This window comes from Sphingomonas sp. S2M10 (genome assembly GCF_012650175.1).
Taxonomy (GTDB): Bacteria; Pseudomonadota; Alphaproteobacteria; order Sphingomonadales; family Sphingomonadaceae; genus Sphingomonas.
Genome location: NZ_JAAILI010000034.1, coordinates 1 through 21,448 on the forward strand (window position 1 = coordinate 1; position 21,448 = coordinate 21,448).

Consider the following 21,448-nt stretch of genomic DNA (forward strand, 5'->3'; position numbering starts at 1 on the left):
AGCGGGATGCGAGCCTGATGGAGTGGCTGGATACCCTGTGAAATAATGCGAAGGTCGTGGTGACAAGTGCCCTTGCTTTGCGGGCCTACACCGCGTTCCTTCGCATTATCGCTTCCTCGCGATAAGCGCTCTTATGCGCAGCTGCGCATAAGATCGCCCACGCGTCCGCATAGGTGTCGTAGATCTCGATCTGCGCGGCGGTCAGCTCATGGCGCATAATGTCATATTCGACACCTGCGAAGCTCAGTGCGCGGGCCATGTAGAGGCCGGTGGCCTTGAGATCGCGCGCGACCAGCTCCATCGCGGCGATCCCGCCTTTGCTGATGCTGCTGATGAACTGCTCCCGGTCGGGGAAGGCGGTCCCTGGGCCCCAGAGCCCCAGTCGGACCGCATAAGCGAGGTTGTTGACGACAGAGGCGCCGGTGGCTGAAGCATAGAGGACGCGGGCCGCGGGCAATTGGTTCTGGAGGAGCACGCCGCAGATTCCCTGCTGGGATCCATCCTTGGTGCCGAGAGCGCCCTCCCCACCCGCAACGCCGCCCATCTCGTGGGCCTCGTCGAAGGCGATGACACCGTCAAAATCGGCCCCGGCCCAGTCAACCAGCTGCTTCAGGCGACCGTAGTCACCACGCATCGAACGCAGCGTCGGATAGCTGACGAACAGCACGCCCTGGTCGAGGCTGATCGGCTCATCGATCTTCCAGTTGGAGATGGGCTGAATGTCGCCGTTAAGGCCGCCAAGGGCCGTCCAGTCGCGTCGCGCGTCTTCGAGGAGCGGCGCATTCTTCGAGACCCAGATGTTGCGGCGGCGGCCCTGGAGCCAGTTGTCGAGGATGCAGGCCGCGATTTGACGACCCTTCCCCGCCCCCGTGCCGTCGCCCAGGAAGAAGCCCTTACGATAGGAATGGCCGTCTTCGGCCAGCACGAGGCCGACACCTTCCTTGTCGGGTCTGAAAGTGCCTGGGATCCACTGGGTCCAGGCATGCCCCGCGTAGACGACCGTCTCGAGTTGGGAGGCGGAGAGCAGCCGCTCGGCGACGGTGCGCTCGGGCAGCGCCGGCACATACTCTGGGACCGGCGCCGGGATCGAGCCCATGGCGACAGATTCGACGAGCGGCGTTGGATGCTCGCCAGCGCTCGCGAAGCTGATACGGCTCGGTCGATATGGAAGATAGACGCCGCTCTGCTCGAGCAGCGGCGCCGGCGTCTCAAGTTTCGCATATTCGACGGGGAGCACGTGGTTGCGTGCCGGGGCATGGTAGGCGCGGGGCGCCGGACGGCTGCTTTTGACGGCCCGGAAGAGCGAAACTCCACCTGAGCGCTTCGGCGCCGACGCTCCGCGATCGGGCTTCGCCGACGATCGTTCGGGGATGATCAGGATATCGAGCAGCTCGGCAACGGACGAACGCTGGATGAGCGCGGGGGGCGACCGGCCGGGGACCTTGTCGATGACAAACAACCGCACGGCGATCGAAGTCCCATGCTTCAGGTAGCACTTCTCGAGACGGACGGCCGCCAGGACGCTCACGTCGCGCAGGATCGTCTCATATTGCTCACGCATGCGTGCGCTCGGGCCAAACCAATCGGGCATGATGGCAACGAGCCGGCCGCCCGGTTGAAGACGGCGCAGCGCCGCTTGCAGATGACGGACTGCGGCATAGTCGTCGGCGCCGCGGCCGACCGACCTCGAAAAGGGCGGGTTCATCAGGATGAGGGTTGGTCGATCGACGCTTGCGAGGGTGGAATTGATGGTCGCACCATCGTGCCCGGTGATCGATGCTGAGGGGAAAGCCGCCTTCAATCGGCCACGGCGGAGCGGATCGAGCTCGTTCAGATGGAGCGATTCGACGTGACGGAGCTGCGCGACCAATAGGCCGTTACCCGCGCTCGGCTCGAGCACGATGTCGTCGGGCTGGACGTTGGCGAGAAGCGTCATAACCGCAGCGATGTCGACAGGTGTCGAGAATTGCTGCCATTCGATCTGATCCTCGCTGCGAACCGTCTGAGTGGGCAGGCGATCGGACAAATCGATCAGCGCGCGGACGTCGCCGAACGCCGCAATTTTTTGGGCGCTCGACTGAAGATGGATGGCAAGGGCATGCTCGAGGAGTTCAAAGCTGGCGCGTTGTGTCCAGCGACCGTCGGCATCAGAACCGCCGAAGGCCTTGGTCATCGCGTCGTTGAGGTGACGACGCTGAATGGCCTCGTCGGAGCGCAGACGGGGTAGAAGGAGGCGCACGGCCTCGCGCTCAGCCTGGGCGGCCGCTTCGAAGAGATCGGACATGGGTGTGGTCTCCAGAGTGGGCTGCACCCTCGGCAGCGACACCCTTTCGATCCCCCTCCCCTCTCCTCCGGCGCTTCGCGCCTAGACGCGGCTCTGCTGCGCTCGGGCATCGAGCGCCTTTGCCCAATCCTTGTAGATTGGCGGCGGGGGCGCGCGTTCGATGATGAGGCCCGACCGGGCGTAATGCGCTTGGGCACTTTCGGCTGCCCTGTGCCCTTCGGAATCGTTGTCCTCGGCGACCAGGAGCGTTGTGACCGTGGGCGGAATGACGAGCTGGTTGAGCCGACGTGCGCCGAGTGAAGCCCAGCACGGGAGGTTGCTCAGGCGCGCGAAAGCGTCGGCCGTCTCAAAGCCCTCGGCGATGGCAAGGGTGTTGCCCCCTGCCCCGCCCCGCCAAGCGCCGTGCCCCGGGGCGCCAAGCATGACCTTGCGCGTGTAATGGGCGGTGTCGGGGTTCAGGAATATGCGTTGAATTGCGACCAGACGGTTTCCCTCGCGCACCGCTACCAGGAGAGCGGGTTCGAAGATCGTCTTCGGCTTGGGCAGGTAAGGGCAACGCGGATGGAAGCGAAGATCGCGTGGTGGTGGGAGGAGGTTCCGGCACTGGAGGTAGCGCTCGGCAAGGGTGCCCGGAACGTCGACCGCCTCATTCCAGATTCTTTCGACGTTCATCGGCCGCGGCGAGTCCGCCAAGGCGGGTGGCGGATAATGGCGACCCGGGCGAACAAGGCGCAGTTCACGCAGGACGTCTTCGCGCGAGCATCCTGCGAAACAGGTGACGAGAATGCCGCGATCCCCTTGCCGAATCGACAAGCTTGGATCGCGATCGCTGTGTGCGGGACAGCGGCACATCGCGACATTGCCGCTCCACGTGCCGCCCAGGGCCCCGACAATGTCGACTATCTCCTGCGATGGCCGTCTGGCTGTAAGCGGCATAATTCTACCTCCTGCTTACACGCTCGGCCCCTCCTTTCCTCTTTTCGGTCGGTCTGAGACTTGGAGACAGATTCAGCCTGCGCTCGCCTCAACGCGAACGGCTCGGAGATCATCGGTTAGTCGTCGCTTCGATTCGCGCGGCGTTCAGCATAGGCGACGACGAACTTCTCCCAGATCCGCAGCCACTCTGAATCGGTGCGCGGCCGGCTAAAATCGGGGCATCCCTTGCGGAATGCAGCCGCCATGTCATCCACTGACCACGGATGGCCCTTGGTCAGCGCGATCTGGCGGAAGACGGCCTCACGCGTGCCGTATGAGAGAGACCCGGCGGGGAACGGAAGAGTCGGCGCATCGTCCTTCGCGGGCGCGGACTTCGCTGCATGGGCCGGTTTGACCGATGATCTCGGTGCCGTTTTCGGAGCCTCGCCCCCGACGAGTCGAAGGTGCGGCCCCACGAGCTTGCGCTCCAGCGGTGCCGGTGACGGATGAAGAATGACCTTCCGCCCGGAGAGATCGACATTTGCGTTGGGATAGACCGCCGACACGATCTGCATGGTTTCGCGGACGGTCTGTCGGAAGCGCTTGCTGTCGGCCTCGTTGCCAAGGTGCTTGGCGAGCTGGTCCCATGAGATAACCTGGCCCTTGTCGGATCCAATCCGCGGGAGTCGGTAGGCAAGGTAAGTGTAGAGATCGAGCGCCGTTGGCGTACCCTTGAGCTCGCGGATGGCGATCTCATTGAGTGGCACGGCATGGTCGATGAGGTGCGAGTAGAACGCCTCGGACATACGGATTTCGCGCGCGAATGAGCCGTTCTTGTCGAGCGAACCGGCATATTCGTTGGAAATCTTGACGTCCCGGACAGCGAAGGCGTTGTCTTCCGTGTCGGTGCCGTCCCAGCGGATCTGCCACTCGCACGCCAGCAGCCGATCCACCTGCTCTCGCATCAGGTTGGCCGTCCCGCGTGGTCCATAAGACACGGTCTGGTAGCCAAGGCGGCGCATCCACTCGGTGAAATTGCGGCCAAGATAAACGTCCCGCGATTGCTTCATGACCGCCTGAGAGAGGAGGTAGATCAGGGCAACGCGTGGATAGGCGCCATAAGGCACACCAAGGCTTCGCATGACGGACTTGCCGTCGACATTCTGAAGCACTGGCCTGGGATTGATGGCCAGCGCATATTTGCCGTCCTCACGGACGATGGGCTGAGTGTCGTCCTTGGGCCGCTTGGTTGGCAGCGACATCGCACAAAGCGCGGAGTGGAGGAAGGCAGGAACCGGTTCTTCGTCCTGGACGCGCAGGAATGCGTCCAAGGTGAGCTGGGTGCCGGCGGTGGTGGCGAGCTTGCGGACGCTCTCCTCGCCGCCGTTGAGCATGGCTAGTGCGTACTGATGCCCCAGCGGCCTATGCTGATCCCCATTCATGGTCTGCCCTTCCCCCCGAATCGACCGGGGGCTGTGATGGGCATGTCTCAACAGGTTTGAGGCGTGAAATCAACCCCGTTGGCAGTTTGGGAGGGGAAAAGGCCGCGAGAGTTGCAGAAACACCGATGATGTCGGTGCCGTTCTGCGCCCTCCCCCTGCCCTCCTTCACCCAAAATCGAAAAATCAAAACGATTCGCGAATCGGTTTTTTATAGGGTGATTCTAGTAATAGGTATGGGCTCTGAGATCATCGGTCGGCTCGCACCGAGATCATCGCTGATACGCACCGAGATCATCGCAAAGTACCGAGATCATCGGTGGTTATCCACAGGTAGCCGTTTGTCGCCACAATCCCAGCGCCAGACTTTGCAGCAACACGCAAAGGCACGGAGATCATCGGTCGCAGCCGCCGCCGATTGGCCAGAAAGCGCGCACATGCGCAAGGGGCTCGGAGATCATCGGTCAACTTGTAAGTCTGGTGGCCATTTCCTTGCTCGAAACTGCCAACGTGGCTATCATGGCGCATCAAACCCACAGAAGCGGACTGAGATGGCTACCGACCCCTCCCTAGCACAGCCGGACGACCTCATCGAAGGTGGTCTGGACGTGCTCCACAGAAAGTCGTTGACGATCCTCAAGCGCATTCGTGACAGCGCGGTTGATCCCGAAACCGGTCAGAAGAAGGGTCCGACCTTCCCGATTTCGAAAGCTGCTGCACTGGTCGGGCGGACGGCATCTGCTGTCCGGGAAGCGGAGCGCGACGGCCGCCTCCCCGCTCGAGGGCGGACGGGCTCCGGGCATAGGCTGCAGTATACGCTCGAAGAGCTTGATCATATGCGCGAGGTGTTTGGAACGCGTCCCTGGCGCGAGCCAACCGATACCCCGGCGATCATCTCGGTCTGCAACTTCAAGGGGGGCGTCGGCAAGTCGACGATCGCGCTGCATCTCGCCCAGCATTTTGCCATCAAGGGCTACCGGGTCCTGTTCATCGACTGCGACAGCCAGGCGTCTTCAACCATGATGTTCGGCTATCGCCCCGACGTGGACCTCGACGAGGAAGACACGCTTTACGGGCATTTTCACAATCCGGAGCTGCTTGGCGTTCGCAAGATTATCCGCAAGACGCACTTTCACAACCTCCACCTGATCCCGTCGAACCTGCGACTTTATAATCTCGAGTATGAGATCGCCGGGCACATGGCGCGAAATCAGAACATGGAGATCATCGACCTGATCGCGCAGGCCATTGATGAGGTGGTCGATGACTATGACGTCGTGATCATGGACCCGCCGCCGGCATTGGGCATGGTGTCGATGGCTGTGCTCCAGGCCGCTAACTGCATGGTCATTCCGGTGCCGCCGAGCCTTGTCGACTTCGCCTCGACGGTATCTTTCATCGACATGACGCGAACGACGATGAAGCAGCTCGAGCAACTCGCGGGGCGGGGAAGGCCGGCCTACAACTTCATCCGGCTGGTCGGCAGCCGCGTGGACGAGAGCAAGTCGATGCACCGGGAGATACTGTCGATGATGCGGCAGGTCTTCGGTGGCTCAATGACGCAGTCGGTGATGGTCACCAGCGCCGAAATCGACAATGCCAGCTCCAGGATGAAAACCGTTTTCGAACTCGACAAGCCCGTCACGTCGCACGAGGTCTACAACCGCTGCATGAAGCATCTCAGCGACGTTTGCCAGGATATTGAGCAGGACGTTCTGCGCACCTGGGCGAGCAGGGCAGGGGGCCGAATTTAGGGAGAGTTGCCACGTGGCAACTCCGATATTTCTCACGTCGGCGAGCACGGGCAATCGGGGAGTGAGACGAAGCCGGATCACCGAGTTGCCACGTGACAACAAAGTGGAAGAACCCAATAGAAGCAATATGTTAGGTAGGAATACCATGTCAGATCGCACACGGCAGGAACGTCAGTGCAAGCGCCTGGGGGCGGCGCAGTTGCCACGTGGCAACTCTGGCCTGTTGGCACCCGTCGGCGAGGGCAAGAGAGAAGGAGAAACGGGCCGATGAGCAAGGGCAACAAGGGCTTCGGCTCGATGTTCACAGAGGGGCTCGACGACGAGGAGAACCTCGATAAGGCGACCCCTGCGGACGGCATCATGGCAAGTCGCAGCCAGACGCTCGCGCGCATCGCGACGGGGAAAACGGTCGCCGACCGGACGGAGTGGGTCGATCCGGAGCGGTGCCGCCCATGGCGGATGCACAATCGCGATCTGGATCATTTGAACGAAGATAGCTGCCGCGATCTCATCGACTCCTTCCTCTCCGCCAAGAAGCAACGGATCCCCGCTATCGTTCGGCGTCTGAAAGATGACCCGAACTTCGACTTCGAGATCATCGCCGGCGTCCGCCGTTGGTGGACGGTGAAATGGCTGCGAGCGCATCACCACCCGGAGTTCGAGTATCTGGTGACGATCCAGAGTGTCACGGACGAGGAGGCGTTCCGGGTTTCAGATGTCGAGAACCGCTCGCGTAAGGACATCTCGGATTGGGAGCGGGCCAAGGAATATACGGTGGCGCTCGCGGAGTTCTACGAGGGCTCGCAGTCGCAGATGGCCGAGCATTTAAACCTTTCCAAGTCGTGGCTGAGCCGGCTTCTCGACGTTGCGCGCTTGCCCGAACCAGTTGTCGCGGCGTTCTCCGATACGCACGACATCACGGTACGCGTCGCGCGTGACATCAAGCCGCTTACCGGAGATCCGAAGGCGCTGGCGAAGATGCGCGAAGAGGCTGAACGCATCGAGGAAGAGCGCAGCCAGAAAGGCTTGAAGCTGAGCGGGCCGGAAGTCGCGAAGCGGCTCGTGAAGGCGACTGTCGCGCCAGCCGTGAAGGCTGCCGCCGAGAAGGAGATCACCGGCAAGGGGGGCAAGGTCATCCTGCGCTATACGAAGGCGCGGGGAGGGGGGCTGACGATCAAGGTGCCGCCGAAGGCTGAGGCGTCGCCCGCCGAGCTTTTGAAGGCGATCGAGGGGCTGCTGTCGTAGGGTGATGGAGCGCGGCGTCTGGCGAGGTCGCCGCCTTATATGGCGTCCCGCTTATATTTGTCGGCGGTGCTCTGCGTCACGGAGTGGCGGCTTCGCAGGCCGAAGTTCGCGCGGATGAAGTCGCCGGCTTGACGCGTCCTCGCGCCTACGAACGCCTGGGCATGTCCCACGGTCGACCGGTTCTGCCGCGTGATCAGTTCTCGCTCGGGTAGGCTCACGATCCGATTTGCCAGCGTAGTGGACCCGGCAGCAACGAAGAGGGTCTCCGGTCCGATCGGAAGAGTGACATAGGACGAGGCACTACCAAGCCAGGCGAAGCTGACCGGCACGTCGAGCGGCCAATCGGAGACGAACAATTCCCGGCGATTGTTCGTCTTGATTATGCGCCAGTCCATGTTGATGAACGCTCGTCCGCGATCCGCGTCGTCGATGACCAAGCGCAGGACTTCCATCTGAAGCGCGCTCACGGCCTCGGGCGGCAGCGCCCCATCTTCGCCGCGCAGCACGGACTTCGCGGCCTCTGCGCTTGCGAGAGCGCCGACGGCGTCCTTCATGCCGCGCATATCCAGCGGTGTCCGGAACCACAGCGACATGACGAACCGGCCCCAATCCGAGCATTGCGCGTCGCTGAGCGAGTTGACCTTGCCGTCGAGGAGCAGCGCGTGAACCTTAGCCGCAGCGTCATCGATCACCTGCATGAACAGGGTTTCCATCTGCTGGGCATGCTCGGGCGGGAACCCGATCGTCTTGTACAGGTCCCGCTCGAAGCAGACGCTCTTGGGTGATGCAGGACTGCTCTCGATCTCCCCGATCCGATTGCGCCGATAGCGCAGCAGGGTGTCGCCATCCTTCCACTGGTCGAGGAGGAACTGCGGGATGAAGTGATGCCGGGACGGAGGGTTCTGTGGCTTGGATTGCACGGTGTCTGTGGTTCAAGAGGGATGAGCAAGTGAGGCGAGTAGCTTGCGCGCGCCTTGCGGGGTGACCTTCAACAGGCGCGCGACAGCGGCCGGCTGAAGGCCCGGATAGGCAAGCTGCAGGCGGGCAAGGAGAGGGGCCTTGCTCCGCTTCGTGACGGCCAGATCGGTCTGGATGCGCGACGCCGCACGCTCGATCGCGTCGAGGTCGCGCAAGCCAGCATGCGCCGTCCGACCGATCGCCTGGGCCAAGGTCTCTGCCAGATCGGCGGGGGAGGGGGGCAGAAACTTGGACATCAGGATGAACGAGGGGATCACGCGGGTCGTGAAGCCAGCGCGGCACAGCATCCGCGGTACGGCGGCGGCGATCAGCCAGTTTCGATCGCGTCCACGGGGAGGCAGCTCGAGAGCGCGACCATCGACGCTGACGACATCCCAGCTGCCTGGTGCCGCTGGTTCGGTCAGCGCGAACAGCTGGAAAATGCGGTTGGCGACAGAGAGGAGGTCACCGGAAGGGAAGGGGGCGTCCGCCACGGTTCGCAGCTGTCGCCACATCGGCCCGAAGTGCGCCAAGTCTTCGGCCGCATAAACCTTCGCCTCGGTGCGGTCATCGAGTACCGTACGGAGCACGTTGAGCGTGGCGCGGCCGAGCGAATCCTTGAGATCCTCGTCGCGGCTGAGCGCAAGGTGGAAGACGGCGGCAACCGAGATCGGATCGTTGAGGCCTTCGGAAGCGCGGGGAGGGGGTGTGCGGCCGGCGATCCAGTCCTGCAGGTCGCGCACCGCGATCGGCACGCCGGCGAGGCCGGCCAGGACGGTGGCGCCTTCCAGGCGCGAGCGCGCGAGAAAGATGTCGGCGCATGGACTACCGTGCAATCGGCCATCGAGGCGCCCGAGCAGGAGCAGGCTGTCGTCGGCGCGCAGGTTGTCTGTCCGCGTCATAGGATGGCGACAATGCCATGGCGGGAAACCAAAGTCAGCAGTTCGTTTCTACATCCGTGACCTCCCGAAAGTGGACATTCGATAATTGCAGTTATCACATAAGCGGATTTGACCGTTCTTTATAAGGTGGGCTACAAGCGCGGCTGAGGAGCGAGGCGCGTCGTGAGCACCGAAACCGCCCGGGAAGGGCCAGAAATCCCCGTAGCGCCGCCTGAGGCTGTCCTGCCGGCCGTCAGGGCGCCGGCCGACCTTGCGTGGACGATCGTGCAGATGCGCGCCGGCGAGCGCATCACCGTCAACGAGGGCCTGATCGCCGCCTATCAGGCCGCTTCATCGCCCCATAGCATCCGTGCGCTCAAGTCCGACGTCGAGGCGTTCGATGCGTGGTGTAGGCGCAACAACCGGATTGCACTGCCGGCGACGGCCGAGACGGTGGCCGACTATCTCGACTCGCGGGCAGGCAAGGGGAGCCGCCCAGCCTCGCTATCCCGCTACAAGGCGTCGATCGCCAAGATCCATCAGTTGCTCGAACTCAAGGACCCAACCCCCGCGCCGCTGGTGAAGCTGCGGCTGCAAGCGGTGCGCCGTGAGAAGGGCGCAGCGCAGAAGCAGGCAAGGCCGCTGCGGTTCAAGGGGCCGGTGCGCGACGTGGAACGCGACAAGGCGCGTGGTCTCAACGTCCGGGCGCTGCTCGAGAGCTGCGGAAACGATCTGCCGGGGCTGCGCGATCGCGCGCTGCTGTCTGCCGCCTATGACACCGGCCTGCGTGCGTCCGAGTTGGTAGCCGTGGCCATCGAGCATATCGAAGAGGCGATCGATCCCGAGGCGCGGCTGCTGCAGATCCTGCGCAGCAAGGGCGATCAAGACGGGGAGGGGGCAACCGCCTATCTCAGCCCGCGTACCGTGTCGGCGATCGCGGCCTGGACCGAAGCGGCCGGGATCACGGCGGGGCCGCTGTTCCGGCGGGTGCAGGTGCGGCGCTACAAGGCGCGCGCCGCCGTGCGCGGTCGGCCGATCGACAGCATCTCGGGGCGGGAGACCTGGGATCTGCGCAAGACGCTGCCCAGGCCTGCGGTGAAGGCGCGGGTCGAATATGACATCGGCACCGTCGCGCTGCACCCGGGTTCGATCGGGCCGATCTTCCGCTCGATCATCCAGCGCGCGTTCGATCGTGGCGCTCTGCCCGACCTCACAGCCGAGGATCTGGCGCGGCTGCTCAAGGGCATCAGCGCGCACTCGACGCGGATCGGGCTGAACCAGGATCTGTTTGCGAGCGGAGAGGATCTGGCTGGGATCATGGATGCATTGCGGTGGAAGTCACCGCGAATGCCACTCGCCTATAATCGCAACCTTGCTGCAGAGCAGGGCGCAGCGGGCAGGCTGATGGCGAAGATCGGCTGATGGGGTCGCTGGTCGACTCGATTGCAGGAGGGCGTCGCTCCCCAAGCAACCTCATCGGACCGGCATGAGCTTATGGAGCTGGCCGGTGGCCCTTGCCAGCAGCGGCACAATGGTCCGTGTTTCAGGGAAGGGGGCTTGAGATCGCCTTGATGGCCTTCAATCCCGTTCCAAAACGAGCGATCGCGTCCCTGTTTCTCTCCAGCTCGCCATAGGGCAGATAGGCGAAGTCGAGATCGGCAATACGGCTGAAAGCCGGGCGACGGAGTTGCGCGCGAACGTCCTGCTCGCGCGCATTCGGTGCGACCAGGAATAGCCCGGCGGCAGCGTGCAGATCGCTCCCCGACAGCGCCAGATCGAGCATGCGCACGATCCCCGAGTAGATCGAGGTCGAATGTTCAACCTCGAACGCGGCGGCGACGCCGTCGCCACCCTTCGCCAGCCACAACACGTCGATGAGGCGGATCGAGTCCGCTCCGGGAGAGGTCGCAATGGCGTCTGGAAGGCGCTCGAGGCATCCCTGTCCAAGCGGGCAGCCAGCGTGAAGTCGACCGCGGTCATTGGCGGCGATCCACACATCGTAACCGAGGGCATGGCCGAGGTCGCGCAGCCAGGCCTGGATTTCGGCGTGCGTGCGATCGGTTTCGCCCTGCGCGGCGGCTGTCTTGTCGAGCCGGCTTGCCTCCGCTCTGGCATGTTCCAATCTGCCGAGCCAGTCGTCGGCCGCCGTTGCGTCATCCTCCAGCGGTGGCGCGGGATAGCGGCCCGAGCCAATGTCGAACAACAGTCCGCCGATCGCGCCGAGATCGTTGGAGAGCAACTCGCGGTAACGGTCGTTGAGGTCGAGGATGCCGGCGCGCATGGCGAGAAAATGATCCCATGACCCGAGCTTCACCTTGGCGCCGGTGACGGCATTGTAGCCCTTGACGATCGCGGTATTGAAGGGCGGCACCAGCGTCGGGTGAAGGAAATAGAGCAGGTTGGCCGCCGCCGGCCCCAGCCCCTTGATCTTGAGCGCGTCTATGCTGCGGATGTGGCTGATGATCTCCTCGGCGGTATCGCAGCACGAGCAATTGTCGAGCAGGCGACCGAACGCCCGCTGGTTGTCCGGGCTTTCGTAGATGTCTGGAATGCGCAGCTTGGGCTTCCACAGCCAGGCATGGTCGGCGCCCTTGAAAATCTGCCGCTGTTCGGCGATCGAGTGGACAACCGTTTCCAGTGACGAGCCGCGATAGGCGACGCCGAACCGCCCACTTTCGATTTCTGCGACCACCTGCTGCAGCCCGCGACGGATGGAGCGGAAGTTTTTCAGCCGTTCGTCCCACAGAAACCAGGAGCGATAGGTGGCGCCGGGATCGTCTCGCCAACGACGGACAAGCTCGCTCACGAGATCATGATGTGTCGCGGGTAACAAGGTCATACTGGCTGGGTCATCTAAACTGGGCTCCTTGCCGTTCAGGCTATCGCGAGCAAGGGCGGCTTGCACGTTCAATGTGCGATCCGCGAAGCGTGCTCAAATTGTCGGTGATCGCGCAGGGAAACGCCGCTGGCATTGGGCGTTGCCGGTCGCAACCGTCGACCGGGCGCACAGCCAGGCAGACGGCCGGCACGGGCGTCGCCGCCCGGGAGCGGCGACGCAACCAGCTTTTTCCGGTCGAACTTAGCGGATCACTGCTTTGCGATCGCGGTGACCTCGCCATCGCTGCCCTTGAGCGAGAGGTCGAAATCGACCTTGTCGCCGACCTTGACCGCATCGGTGATCGACGGCGCGGCCTTGAACGCCATCGTCATCGCGGGCCACTTGGCCTCCGGGATCGGACCATGATCGAGCGTGATCGTGCCTGCCGCCTTGTCGATCGCGGTGACGGTGCCATGGCCCTTGGCCTTGATCGCGGCGTTCGCGTCAGGCGCCATCGACATGTTGCCCATGTCGCCGCTCATGGTCGCGGCGGGCGCCGCCTCGTTGGTCTCAGTCGCAACGGGGGCCTCCGCCTTCTTGCCGCACGCGGCAGTCAGGGCGGCGAGGCCGAGGGCAATGGTCAGTCGTGCATGGTTCATCGTCTTCTCCTTCATGATGAAACGGGTTGAGGGATGGGATCGGTCTTGGGCCGGCGCAACAGCAGGTAGGCGGCGGGCAGGACGAACATTGAGAGCAAGGGCGCGGTCAGCATGCCGCCGATCATCGGCGCGGCAATCCGGCTCATGACCTCCGAACCCGCGCCTGATCCCAGCAGGATCGGCAGCAGGCCGGCCAGGATCACCGCCACCGTCATCGCCTTGGGACGGACGCGCAGCAGCGCGCCTTCGCGCACGGCGGCCTCGACCTCGGCAGCGTCCGGATGTGCGCCGCGCTCGGCCAGCGCGTTCTTGAGATAGATCAGCATCACCACCCCGAACTCGGCGGAGACGCCGGCGAGCGCGATGAACCCGACCCCGGTGGCGATCGACTGGTTGAACCCCAGCAGATAAAGCGTCCAGATGCCGCCGGTCAGCGCAAACGGCAGCGTCCCCATGATCAGCGCCGCCTCGTCGAAGCGGCCGAAGATGAGGTAGAGCAGCACGAAGATGATCAGCAGCGTCGCGGGCACGACCAGCTTCAAGCGGTCGACCGCGCGCTCGAGATATTCGAACTGGCCAGAGTAAGCGATGCTGACCCCAGGCGAGAGCCTGACCTGTTTCGCCACCGCACGCTGCAGATCGCCGACCACCGAGGCAAGATCGCGCCCGCGCACATCGACGTAGACCCAGGTCGAAGGCCGGGCATTCTCGGTCTTGAGCATCGGCGGTCCCTCGGCGATCGAGACGTTTGCCACGGTGCCCAAGGTGATCTGCTGGCCCGCGGGCGTCAGGATCGGTAGCGCCCGCAGCCTTTCGAGGCTGTCGCGCAATTCGCGCGGATAGCGCACGCTGATCGGATAGCGGGCGAGGCCCTCGACCGTCTCGCCGATCGTCTCGCCGCCGATCGCGCCGGAGACGATGGCCTGGACGTCGGCGATGTTGAGCCCGAACCGCGCGGCGGCGGCGCGGTCTATGTCGACATCGACATAGCGTCCGCCGGTCAGCCGCTCGGCGAGCGCCGAGCTGACGCCGGGCACGCTCCTGGCCACGGTCTCGACATCATGCGCGATGCGGTCGAGCTCGGCGAGGTCACTGCCCGACACCTTGACCCCGATCGGGCTCTTGATGCCCGTCGCGAGCATGTCGATGCGGTTGCGGATCGGCGGCACCCAGATATTGGCGAGACCCGGAAGCTTCACCCGGCGATCGAGCTCGTCGACAAGGCGTTCGGGCGTCATGCCCGACCGCCACTGGTCGCGGGGCTTGAATTGGATCGTCGTCTCGAACATTTCGAGCGGCGCGGGATCGGTCGCGGTCTCGGCGCGGCCGGCCTTGCCGAACACGCTTTCGACTTCGGGCACGGTCTTGATCAGGCGGTCGGTCTGCTGGAGCAGCTCACTCGCCTTGGCGGCCGAGAGGCCCGGCAGCGCCGAGGGCATGTAGAGCAGGTCGCCCTCGTCGAGATTGGGCATGAACTCGCCGCCGAGCCGGCTGAGCGGCCAGGCCGTGGTGGCGAACACCAGAGCCGCGATCAGCAGCACTGCCTTGGGCCGCTTCATCGTCCAGTCGATCGCGGGCCGGTAGATATTGGTGAGCCAGCGATTGACCGGATTGGCCTGCTCGGCCGGAATGCGGCCCCGGATCAGCCAGCCCATCAGGATCGGCACCAGGGTCACCGACAGGATCGCGGCCGCGCCCATCGCATAGGTCTTGGTGAAGGCGAGCGGCGCGAACAGCCGGCCTTCCTGCGCCTCCAGGGTGAAGACCGGAATGAACGACAGCGTGATGATCAGCAGGCTGAAGAACAGCGCCGGCCCGACCTCGGCCGCCGCCTCGGTGACGACGATCCAGCGCATCTCGCCATCGAGATGTCTGTCCGGGTGATCCTGCTCCCAGCGTTCGATCCTCTTGTGGGCGTTCTCGATCATGACGACCGCCGCATCCACCATCGCGCCGATGGCGATGGCGATGCCGCCCAGCGACATGATGTTGGCGTTCACCCCCTGGAACCGCATTACGACGAACGCGGCCAGCACACCGAGCGGCAAGGTCAGGATCGCGACCAGCGCCGAGCGGACGTGCCAGAGGAACAGGGCGCAGACCAATGCGACGACGATGAACTCCTCGACCAGCTTGCGGGTGAGGTTCTCGACCGCGCGATCGATCAGCTGCGAGCGGTCATAGACCGTGACCACCTCGACGCCCGGCGGCAGGCTTTTCCTGAGATCGGCGAGCTTGTCCTTGACCGCCGCGATGGTCTCACGGGCGTTCTTGCCTGACCGAAGAATAACGACGCCGCCGGCGACCTCGCCTTCGCCGTTCAGTTCGGCGATGCCGCGCCGCATCTCGGGGCCGACCTGGATCGTGGCGACATCGCCGAGCCGGACGGGCACGCCGCCCGCCGCAGTCTTGAGCGGGATTGCCCGGAAATCGTCGAGCGTTTTCAGATAGCCCGAGGCGCGGACCATATATTCGGCCTCGGCCATTTCCAGCACCGAGCCGCCGGCTTCCTGATTGGCTTGGCTGATCGCCTGCACTGCCTGGGCGTGGGTTACGCCGTAGGCCGCGAGCTTCACCGGATCGAGCAGCACCTGGTACTGCTTGACCATGCCGCCGATGCTGGCGACTTCGGCCACGCCGGTCACGGTCTTCAGCTCGTAGCGCAGGAACCAGTCCTGCAACCCGCGAAGCTGCGAGAGATCGTGCCGGCCGGTGCGGTCGACCAGCGCATATTCATAGACCCAGCCGACCCCGGTCGCGTCCGGCCCGAGCGCGCTGCGGGCGCTGGCCGGCAACCGACCCTGGACCTGGTTGAGATATTCGAGCACGCGGCTGCGCGCCCAGTAGAGATCGGTGCCGTCCTCGAAGATCACATAGACGAAGCTGTCGCCGAAGAAGCTATAGCCGCGCACCGTCTTGGCGCCGGGCACCGACAGCATGGTGGTGGTGAGCGGATAGGTGATCTGGTTCTCGACGATCTGCGGCGCCTGACCCGGATAGGAAGTGCGGATCACGACCTGCACGTCGGAAAGATCGGGCAGCGCGTCGATCGGGGTCGAGCGCACCGCCCACAGGCCCGCGCCGACCAGCGCGAGCATGCCGAGCACGACGAAGAAGCGGTTCCTCACCGACCAGCGGATGAGATGGGCGATCACTGGCCCGCCACCTTCGCCATATGCCGCAGCGTCGGTCCCGCCGGGGGCCGGTCGAACCCGAACCGGACCCGGTCACCCGCCTTGAAGCCGCGCGCGATGCCCGGATTGGCGAGCGCGAAGGTCATCGTCATCGCCGGCCAGTCGAGCGCGGGAACGGGCTCGTGGCTGAGCGTCACCGAATTGGCCGTGATCCGCTCGATCTTGCCCGTCGTCTCGTACAGCGTGGCTTTCGACGCCGGCGCGGCGATGGTCGCCGATGCCGCACCGCCGCCGATCGGCCGCGCCTCGATTCCCGACAGGCTCGCCTCGGAATCGATCAGGAACTGCCCCGAGACGACGACGTTCTCGCCGGGCGACAGGCCGGCAAGGATCTCGGTCTCGCCGCCTGCCTCGCGGCCGATGCGGACCTCGGCGGGATGATAGCGCCCGTCGCCTGCGGCCAGCATGACGAGCGTGCGCCTGCCCGTGCGGATCACCGCTTCGCTCGGCACCAGCAGCGCCGGCTTGGCATCGCCGCCAAGCGCGACGCTGGCGAACATGCCCGGCCGCAACCGGCCGTCCCGGTTGGGCAGCTCGATCCGCACGGTGAGCGTGCGGCTGTCGGCCTGCGTGGTCGGCAGGATCGCGATCACCCGGCCGGCGAAGCGCTCGCCGGGGAAGCCCGCCAGCGTGGTGCTGGCATTCTGGCCGACCCGGACATCGCCCGCGCGCGCTTCGGGCACCGCGGCATTGAGCCAGACGGTGCCGAGCCCGCTTACCTGGGCGAGCGTCTGGCCCATGGCGAGCGTCACGCCGGCACGGGCGTCGAGCGTCTGGATCGTGCCCGAGATCGGCGTCGTGATCGTCACCACGCCGTTCGGGCGTCCGCTCCGCTCGACGCTGGCGATGAGGCCGTCGGACATGCCCATCAGCCGCAGTCGCTGGCGCGCGGCCGCGGTGAGGTCGGGCTTGCCGAGCCGCCTGACGCTCAGATATTCGGTCTGCGCGCCGCCCCATTCGGGCAGGAGCAGGTCCGCGATCGGCGCGCCGGCGCGGACCACGTCCCCGGGCGCTCGCGCATAGACGCGGCTCACGAACCCGCCCGAACGCGCCTGGATGACGGCGACGTCGCGCTGGTTGAAGTCGATCGTGCCGGTGACCTCGAGGGCCGAGGCAAGGCTGCCCATCTTCGCCGCGACGACCCGCAATCCCAGGCTCTGCCGCGCGGCGGGATCGACGGCGACCGTGGGGGCCGCGCCGGCGCTTCCTCCGTCCGCGTATCGCGGCACGAGCTGCATATCCATGAAGGGCGACTTGCCGGGCTTGTCGAACTTCTGGTTGGGGAACATCGGATCGTACCAGTAAAGGACTTTGCCTGCCCCGGCGGGCGTGGTCGCCTCCGATTGCGGTGCCTGGCGATGGCCAGCCCAATAGCCTGTGCCGCCGGCCAGCAGCGCGACAGCCAGGATCGATGCGCCCCAGCGCAGCGCGGATTTATCGAGCGTCATGGCCGCTCCTCCCCATAGGTGATAGTGATGCGGACCGCGTCGCGCGCGACGTCGGCTTCGCGGTTAAGCGCCTCGACCTCGGCCTCCGCGAGCCCGAGCGTCGTGAGCAGCGCGGCGCCAAGGTCGAGCTTGCCGGCGCCATAGCTGTCGCGGTCGAGCTCGGCGCGGTGCCTGGCGAGTGGCACCAGCGTCTCGCGGGCATTGCGCAACCGGGAGAGATGCATGGCATGGTCTGCGAGATCGGCGTCGAGCTGCGCCACCAGCTCGCGGCGGATCGCCTCGCGGTCGAACCGACCCCCTTGCGCAAGGCTCTCGCTTGCAGCGATCCTGGGGTTCTGGCGCTTGCCGGCGAACAGCGGCAGGTCGATCGACACGCCGACCGAGGCCATGTCGCCGTACATGGGATCGCGCCGGCCATAGGTGACGCCGACCTTCCAGTCGGGGCGCTTGTCGGCGCGCGCGAGACGCACGTCCGCTTCGGCGACTGCGATCCGCGCGTCCTGCGCGCGCAGGGCGGGAAGCGCATCGATCCCGGCCCGCAGCCGGATCGGATCGACATCGAGCATCGGCGGGTCGCCCGTCGCCTGCGGGTCGGGGTCGCCGGTATAGCGCGCGAGCCGGGCCCGCGCCTGCGCCACCACCGCAGCCATCTCGGCGCGGCGATCGGCGAGGGCGGCGCGGAGCTGGTCGGGCTCGAGCGCCTGGCTCGGGCGCGCGCTGCCCGACGCCAGGCGTGCGGTCACGGTCTTCTGCAGGTCGTCGAGGCTGGCATCGAGCAGGTCGAGCTGCCGGAGCCGGCGTTCTCCATAATAGAGATCGACCCAGGCGAGGGCGGTCTCGAGCCGCACGTTGCGGCCTTCGACCAGCTCGCCCGCCTCGGCGATACCGATATCGGCCGCGGCGCGCGCGGCGCGTGCATGGCGCTTGGCGAGATTGGGGAAGGTCTGGCTGAACCCGATCGTCGCCATAGTGAAATCGTCGCGCGTGAAGCTGCCGGCATTGGGGCCGCTCACCGGGAAGTTCTGCAGGCCCAGGTCGAGCGTAGGATCGGGCAGGCGATCGGCCGCGACCGCCGAAGAGCGGGCGCCGGCTGTCGCCGCCGCGCGCGCCTTGAGGCTTGGCGCGTTGGCGGCAGCGAGCCTCACTGCCTGCTCGTAGGTGAGCGGGCCGGCCGACACCGGCACGGCCCAGGCGCTCGCAAGCGTCGCACCGAGAGAGAGCAACAGGCGTCGCACAGCGCGCCTCGGCATCATGATCATGGATATCATCCCCTCATGACAGAGGCGGCGCGCCAAGATGTGACGCGCCGCTCCGGAGCGGGTTTAGCCCTTGTCCGACCTGACTGCGCCGCGCATGCAGTCGGCGGCGCTTGCCTGCATCATCGCGCAATCGCAGCTGGCCATGTCCCGGCTGTCGGGCACCCATATGCGGACACGCGCAGGGCCAGTCGCCCGCGGACCATATTGCGGCGCCGACCGCCATTCCCAATGGCCTTGCGGCGTGCGGCTCGCGTCGGTTGCAAGCGCAGGCGCGGCGAGACTGAGGGCCGCCACAAGGGCGGCCGGAAGCAGTTTGATCATCACGAAAACCTTTGACTGAAAAGAAGGAAACCGGGCGCGCACGCATCGATCGATGCGCGCAGCCCGTGCTCGTTCAATCAGGCAAGGCTGGTGGGAGGATCCGGCTCGGGCGCAACCGCCTTGCCAGTCAATATCGTGTCGGTCGTCCAGAAGCTGGGCGCGTCGTAGAGACGCGCAGGCGCAACGCCGCCTGCCAGGTCCGCTGCGACCAGCGGGATCACGCACCCCATCGCGGCGATGCAATCGAGCGTCAGGCCCTTGCAGGGCTTTTCGCTGGGCGCAGGCTGCTGCTTGGCCATCATCGCCATGCAGTCCGCATCCATGCCCTTGGCCAGCGGCGCGCCTGCCGCCTGCGGCACGCTGTGCGCGGCCGCCATCTGGGCTCCGAAGAGACCGGACAGCGCTCCGATGACGAGCAGGAGGGCGAGCAGGCGTTTCACGGGCCTCGATATCTATCGGGTTTCGCGGGCGCAGCCAACCAAAGTCTCGCGCCGCGCGGATTTTGAAGTGCTGACGGCTGATTCCGTCAACTCCGCGTCAATAAAGATCCGGCCCGGGGAAGAAGATCGGCTGCGGCCTCTACGTATATCGAGGCTGGACCCGGGACCGTAGTCCCAAGCCTGAAGAGACGCTCTTCCCCTCGGCAAAGTCCGGGCGGTGGCTTACCATCCAAGGAGGTGAATATGGTCAGAAAAACTCTCATGGTCGCGCTTGCCGGCATTTCGATGCTTGCTGCCGTCCCCGCTATGGCCCAGGGCATCGGGCACAGCCTGTTCATGCGCGGCTCGATCGTCGACACGGGCAGCAACGGCACGGTCGTCTGCATCGGCAAGGCCGATGGCGCCGAGGTCGGCCAGAAGCTCGAGGTCTATCGCGTCGTGACCCATCCGGGTCCGTCCAAGGGCGTGGCGCCGACCTATCACCGCCAGCTCGTCGGCCATGTGACGATCGACCATATCTTTGACGATCACTTCGCGCACGTGTCCGTCGCCGACGGCACGCCTGCCAGGCACGACATCGTCGAGCTTCGCAAGAACTGACAAGCCGGTGGCCCGGCGGCACGGGCTGCCCTGCGACGCGTCGGGGCAGCGGGCCGCCGGCGACGAGGAGACCGTTCGGGGTCAAAGCGAAACCGCTTGACCCTGGACCATGGTCCAACCGGCATGATCGAGCGGATGACATGGGCAATTTCAAGATCGGCGAACTGGCCGCGGCCGCAGGCGTGGGGCGGGATACGATCCGCTATTATGAGCGGATGGGCCTGCTGCGCGAGCCCGCGCGCACGGCAGCGGGCTACAGGCTCTACGACGCGACCGACCTCGAGCGCGTCAATTTCATCCGCTCGGCGCAGGAGCTTGGTTTCACACTCGAACAGGCCCGGCAGCTGCTGGCGCTCAGGGCGTCGGACACCGCGCATGCCCAGGCCGTGCTCGATATCACGCTTGCCAAGATCGCGGACGCCGAAGCCCGGCTCGAGCGCCTGTCGGATATCCGCGACATGCTGCGGATGCTCGCCGACGAATGCCCGGGCGAAGTGCCGGTCTCCGATTGCCCGATCCTCGCCTTCCTGACGGCGCGGCGGAAAGACCAGCAGCATAACAAGAAACATCAGGCAGCGCAGGACGAACGATCACCACGAGCGAAAGGGGTTTTGTCATGAAGAAAATGCGTTTGATCGCCGTCCTCACGCCGGCGCTGCTTCTAGGCGCCTGTGTGACCACGCGGCCGACCTCGGCGCAGGTCGAGAGTTGCCGGGCGATGGAGGGCAATATGGGTCTCCAGACGCCGCATGATCATGGCGAGATGAAGGGGCAGGGGCGCAACCCGATGAACCTCTCGCACGACCGGTGTCTCCGGATTCTGCGCAGCGCGCAATGAGCCGGTCCGGACGCCCGGGATGGCGCCCGGACACAGTTTTCAAGCCAAGGAGCAAAGCCATGATCGACCATGCGAAGAAAGCCCTTCCACTTGTCGGCGGAAGCCTGTTGCTGGCGCTCGCGCTTTCGGGCTGCGACCGCCAGGCCGACCAGACGGTGCCGCCCGCGGCGAACAGCGTCGCCGCCACCCCGGTCCTGACCGACAGCGGCAACGCTGCAGACGCGGCGCCGATGGACGCGATGAGCAACCAGGCCGAGATGGAGCGGCATCACCGTCAGGCGATGGACCATGACGCGATGCGCGCCGGGGCCGGCAACCAGACCGCGCCGGCACCCGATCCCGCGCCGGGCAATGCGGCGATGCCGATGAAGGATATGTAGGCTCGCACACTAAGGG

The 21,448-nt window shown here is 65.3% G+C and carries 19 protein-coding genes; 7 read left to right on the forward strand and 12 right to left on the reverse strand.

Features of this window, described 5'->3' with window-relative positions; genetic code table 11:
• Positions 1 to 85: 85 nt before the first annotated feature.
• From S2M10_RS08610 to S2M10_RS08620, 3 genes are all read right to left on the reverse strand, one after another.
• Complete coding sequence (locus tag S2M10_RS08610; protein ID WP_247650715.1) at positions 86 to 2,284, reverse strand: strawberry notch-like NTP hydrolase domain-containing protein; 2,199 nt, start codon at positions 2,282 to 2,284, stop codon at positions 86 to 88.
• 81 nt (positions 2,285 to 2,365) lie between these two features.
• Positions 2,366 to 3,220: a toprim domain-containing protein gene (locus tag S2M10_RS08615; RefSeq protein ID WP_037569604.1), complete on the reverse strand. Its 855-nt coding sequence runs from the start codon at positions 3,218 to 3,220 to the stop codon at positions 2,366 to 2,368.
• A gap of 116 nt (positions 3,221 to 3,336) precedes the next feature.
• Positions 3,337 to 4,641: a replication protein RepA gene (locus S2M10_RS08620; RefSeq protein WP_037456189.1), complete on the reverse strand. Its 1,305-nt coding sequence runs from the start codon at positions 4,639 to 4,641 to the stop codon at positions 3,337 to 3,339.
• A gap of 548 nt (positions 4,642 to 5,189) precedes the next feature.
• Between S2M10_RS08620 and S2M10_RS08625 the strand changes: the two genes are divergently transcribed.
• Positions 5,190 to 6,392, forward strand: coding sequence for an AAA family ATPase (locus S2M10_RS08625; RefSeq protein WP_037456192.1), 1,203 nt, complete (start codon positions 5,190 to 5,192; stop codon positions 6,390 to 6,392).
• Between the two features lie 267 nt (positions 6,393 to 6,659).
• Complete coding sequence (locus S2M10_RS08630; protein WP_007406427.1) at positions 6,660 to 7,637, forward strand: ParB/RepB/Spo0J family partition protein; 978 nt, start codon at positions 6,660 to 6,662, stop codon at positions 7,635 to 7,637.
• Between the two features lie 35 nt (positions 7,638 to 7,672).
• Here S2M10_RS08630 and S2M10_RS08635 read toward each other — a convergent pair whose 3' ends face one another.
• Both S2M10_RS08635 and S2M10_RS08640 read right to left on the reverse strand, forming a co-directional pair.
• Positions 7,673 to 8,557 carry a DUF4238 domain-containing protein gene (locus S2M10_RS08635; RefSeq protein WP_037456194.1) on the reverse strand — a complete coding sequence of 295 codons (885 nt, stop codon included), beginning with the start codon at positions 8,555 to 8,557 and terminating at the stop codon, positions 7,673 to 7,675.
• A gap of 12 nt (positions 8,558 to 8,569) precedes the next feature.
• On the reverse strand, positions 8,570 to 9,496 hold the full coding sequence (locus tag S2M10_RS08640) for a hypothetical protein (RefSeq protein ID WP_007406383.1): 927 nt from the start codon (positions 9,494 to 9,496) through the stop codon (positions 8,570 to 8,572).
• Positions 9,497 to 9,658: 162 nt separating this feature from the next.
• Here S2M10_RS08640 and S2M10_RS08645 point away from each other — a divergent pair, with 162 nt between their 5' ends.
• Complete coding sequence (locus S2M10_RS08645) at positions 9,659 to 10,897, forward strand: hypothetical protein (RefSeq protein WP_004212862.1); 1,239 nt, start codon at positions 9,659 to 9,661, stop codon at positions 10,895 to 10,897.
• Positions 10,898 to 11,018: 121 nt separating this feature from the next.
• Here the strand turns inward: S2M10_RS08645 and S2M10_RS08650 are convergent, their stop codons facing one another.
• The 7 genes from S2M10_RS08650 to S2M10_RS08680 all read right to left on the reverse strand — a co-directional run bounded on the left by S2M10_RS08650 (position 11,019) and on the right by S2M10_RS08680 (position 19,614).
• A complete protein-coding gene (locus S2M10_RS08650; protein ID WP_013039108.1) occupies positions 11,019 to 12,314 on the reverse strand; it encodes a hypothetical protein in 1,296 nt (431 codons plus the stop codon).
• A gap of 248 nt (positions 12,315 to 12,562) precedes the next feature.
• Positions 12,563 to 12,952, reverse strand: coding sequence for a copper-binding protein (locus S2M10_RS08655; protein ID WP_007683329.1), 390 nt, complete (start codon positions 12,950 to 12,952; stop codon positions 12,563 to 12,565).
• Between the two features lie 11 nt (positions 12,953 to 12,963).
• Entirely contained in the window at positions 12,964 to 16,107 is a 3,144-nt protein-coding gene (locus S2M10_RS08660) for an efflux RND transporter permease subunit (RefSeq protein WP_007406408.1), read from the reverse strand.
• Positions 16,104 to 17,594 carry an efflux RND transporter periplasmic adaptor subunit gene (locus S2M10_RS08665; RefSeq protein ID WP_007406384.1) on the reverse strand — a complete coding sequence of 497 codons (1,491 nt, stop codon included), beginning with the start codon at positions 17,592 to 17,594 and terminating at the stop codon, positions 16,104 to 16,106. The genes S2M10_RS08660 and S2M10_RS08665 overlap by 4 nt, the downstream gene beginning before the upstream one ends.
• Complete coding sequence (locus tag S2M10_RS08670) at positions 17,591 to 18,853, reverse strand: TolC family protein (protein WP_168845729.1); 1,263 nt, start codon at positions 18,851 to 18,853, stop codon at positions 17,591 to 17,593. The genes S2M10_RS08665 and S2M10_RS08670 overlap by 4 nt, the downstream gene beginning before the upstream one ends.
• A gap of 63 nt (positions 18,854 to 18,916) precedes the next feature.
• Positions 18,917 to 19,174: a hypothetical protein gene (locus S2M10_RS08675; RefSeq protein WP_007683334.1), complete on the reverse strand. Its 258-nt coding sequence runs from the start codon at positions 19,172 to 19,174 to the stop codon at positions 18,917 to 18,919.
• A gap of 77 nt (positions 19,175 to 19,251) precedes the next feature.
• On the reverse strand, positions 19,252 to 19,614 hold the full coding sequence (locus tag S2M10_RS08680; RefSeq protein ID WP_007406428.1) for a hypothetical protein: 363 nt from the start codon (positions 19,612 to 19,614) through the stop codon (positions 19,252 to 19,254).
• A 243-nt stretch (positions 19,615 to 19,857) separates the two neighbouring features.
• Between S2M10_RS08680 and S2M10_RS08685 the strand changes: the two genes are divergently transcribed.
• From S2M10_RS08685 to S2M10_RS08700, 4 genes are all read left to right on the forward strand, one after another.
• Positions 19,858 to 20,214, forward strand: coding sequence for a hypothetical protein (locus S2M10_RS08685; RefSeq protein WP_004212653.1), 357 nt, complete (start codon positions 19,858 to 19,860; stop codon positions 20,212 to 20,214).
• Positions 20,215 to 20,354: 140 nt separating this feature from the next.
• A complete protein-coding gene (locus S2M10_RS08690) occupies positions 20,355 to 20,834 on the forward strand; it encodes a heavy metal-responsive transcriptional regulator (RefSeq protein ID WP_007406417.1) in 480 nt (159 codons plus the stop codon).
• Positions 20,831 to 21,052 carry a hypothetical protein gene (locus S2M10_RS08695; RefSeq protein ID WP_007406426.1) on the forward strand — a complete coding sequence of 74 codons (222 nt, stop codon included), beginning with the start codon at positions 20,831 to 20,833 and terminating at the stop codon, positions 21,050 to 21,052. The genes S2M10_RS08690 and S2M10_RS08695 overlap by 4 nt, the downstream gene beginning before the upstream one ends.
• 59 nt (positions 21,053 to 21,111) lie before the next feature.
• Positions 21,112 to 21,432: a hypothetical protein gene (locus S2M10_RS08700; protein ID WP_007406382.1), complete on the forward strand. Its 321-nt coding sequence runs from the start codon at positions 21,112 to 21,114 to the stop codon at positions 21,430 to 21,432.
• The last annotated feature ends 16 nt before the right edge of the window (positions 21,433 to 21,448 follow it).

Bases quoted from the DNA above. Each gene is read 5' to 3' on its own strand.
- S2M10_RS08615 (WP_037569604.1), bottom strand. From the start codon at position 3,220: ATGCCGCTTACAGCCAGACGGCCATCGCAGGAGATAGTCGACATTGTC.
- S2M10_RS08655 (WP_007683329.1), bottom strand. From the start codon at position 12,952: ATGAACCATGCACGACTGACCATTGCCCTCGGCCTCGCCGCCCTGACT.
- S2M10_RS08625 (WP_037456192.1), top strand. From the start codon at position 5,190: ATGGCTACCGACCCCTCCCTAGCACAGCCGGACGACCTCATCGAAGGT.
- S2M10_RS08670 (WP_168845729.1), bottom strand. From the start codon at position 18,853: ATGATCATGATGCCGAGGCGCGCTGTGCGACGCCTGTTGCTCTCTCTC.
- S2M10_RS08650 (WP_013039108.1), bottom strand. From the start codon at position 12,314: ATGACCTTGTTACCCGCGACACATCATGATCTCGTGAGCGAGCTTGTC.
- S2M10_RS08695 (WP_007406426.1), top strand. From the start codon at position 20,831: ATGAAGAAAATGCGTTTGATCGCCGTCCTCACGCCGGCGCTGCTTCTA.
- S2M10_RS08630 (WP_007406427.1), top strand. From the start codon at position 6,660: ATGAGCAAGGGCAACAAGGGCTTCGGCTCGATGTTCACAGAGGGGCTC.
- S2M10_RS08620 (WP_037456189.1), bottom strand. From the start codon at position 4,641: ATGAATGGGGATCAGCATAGGCCGCTGGGGCATCAGTACGCACTAGCC.
- S2M10_RS08675 (WP_007683334.1), bottom strand. From the start codon at position 19,174: ATGATCAAACTGCTTCCGGCCGCCCTTGTGGCGGCCCTCAGTCTCGCC.
- S2M10_RS08665 (WP_007406384.1), bottom strand. From the start codon at position 17,594: ATGACGCTCGATAAATCCGCGCTGCGCTGGGGCGCATCGATCCTGGCT.
- S2M10_RS08690 (WP_007406417.1), top strand. From the start codon at position 20,355: ATGGGCAATTTCAAGATCGGCGAACTGGCCGCGGCCGCAGGCGTGGGG.
- S2M10_RS08610 (WP_247650715.1), bottom strand. From the start codon at position 2,284: ATGTCCGATCTCTTCGAAGCGGCCGCCCAGGCTGAGCGCGAGGCCGTG.
- S2M10_RS08685 (WP_004212653.1), top strand. From the start codon at position 19,858: ATGGTCAGAAAAACTCTCATGGTCGCGCTTGCCGGCATTTCGATGCTT.
- S2M10_RS08640 (WP_007406383.1), bottom strand. From the start codon at position 9,496: ATGACGCGGACAGACAACCTGCGCGCCGACGACAGCCTGCTCCTGCTC.
- S2M10_RS08700 (WP_007406382.1), top strand. From the start codon at position 21,112: ATGATCGACCATGCGAAGAAAGCCCTTCCACTTGTCGGCGGAAGCCTG.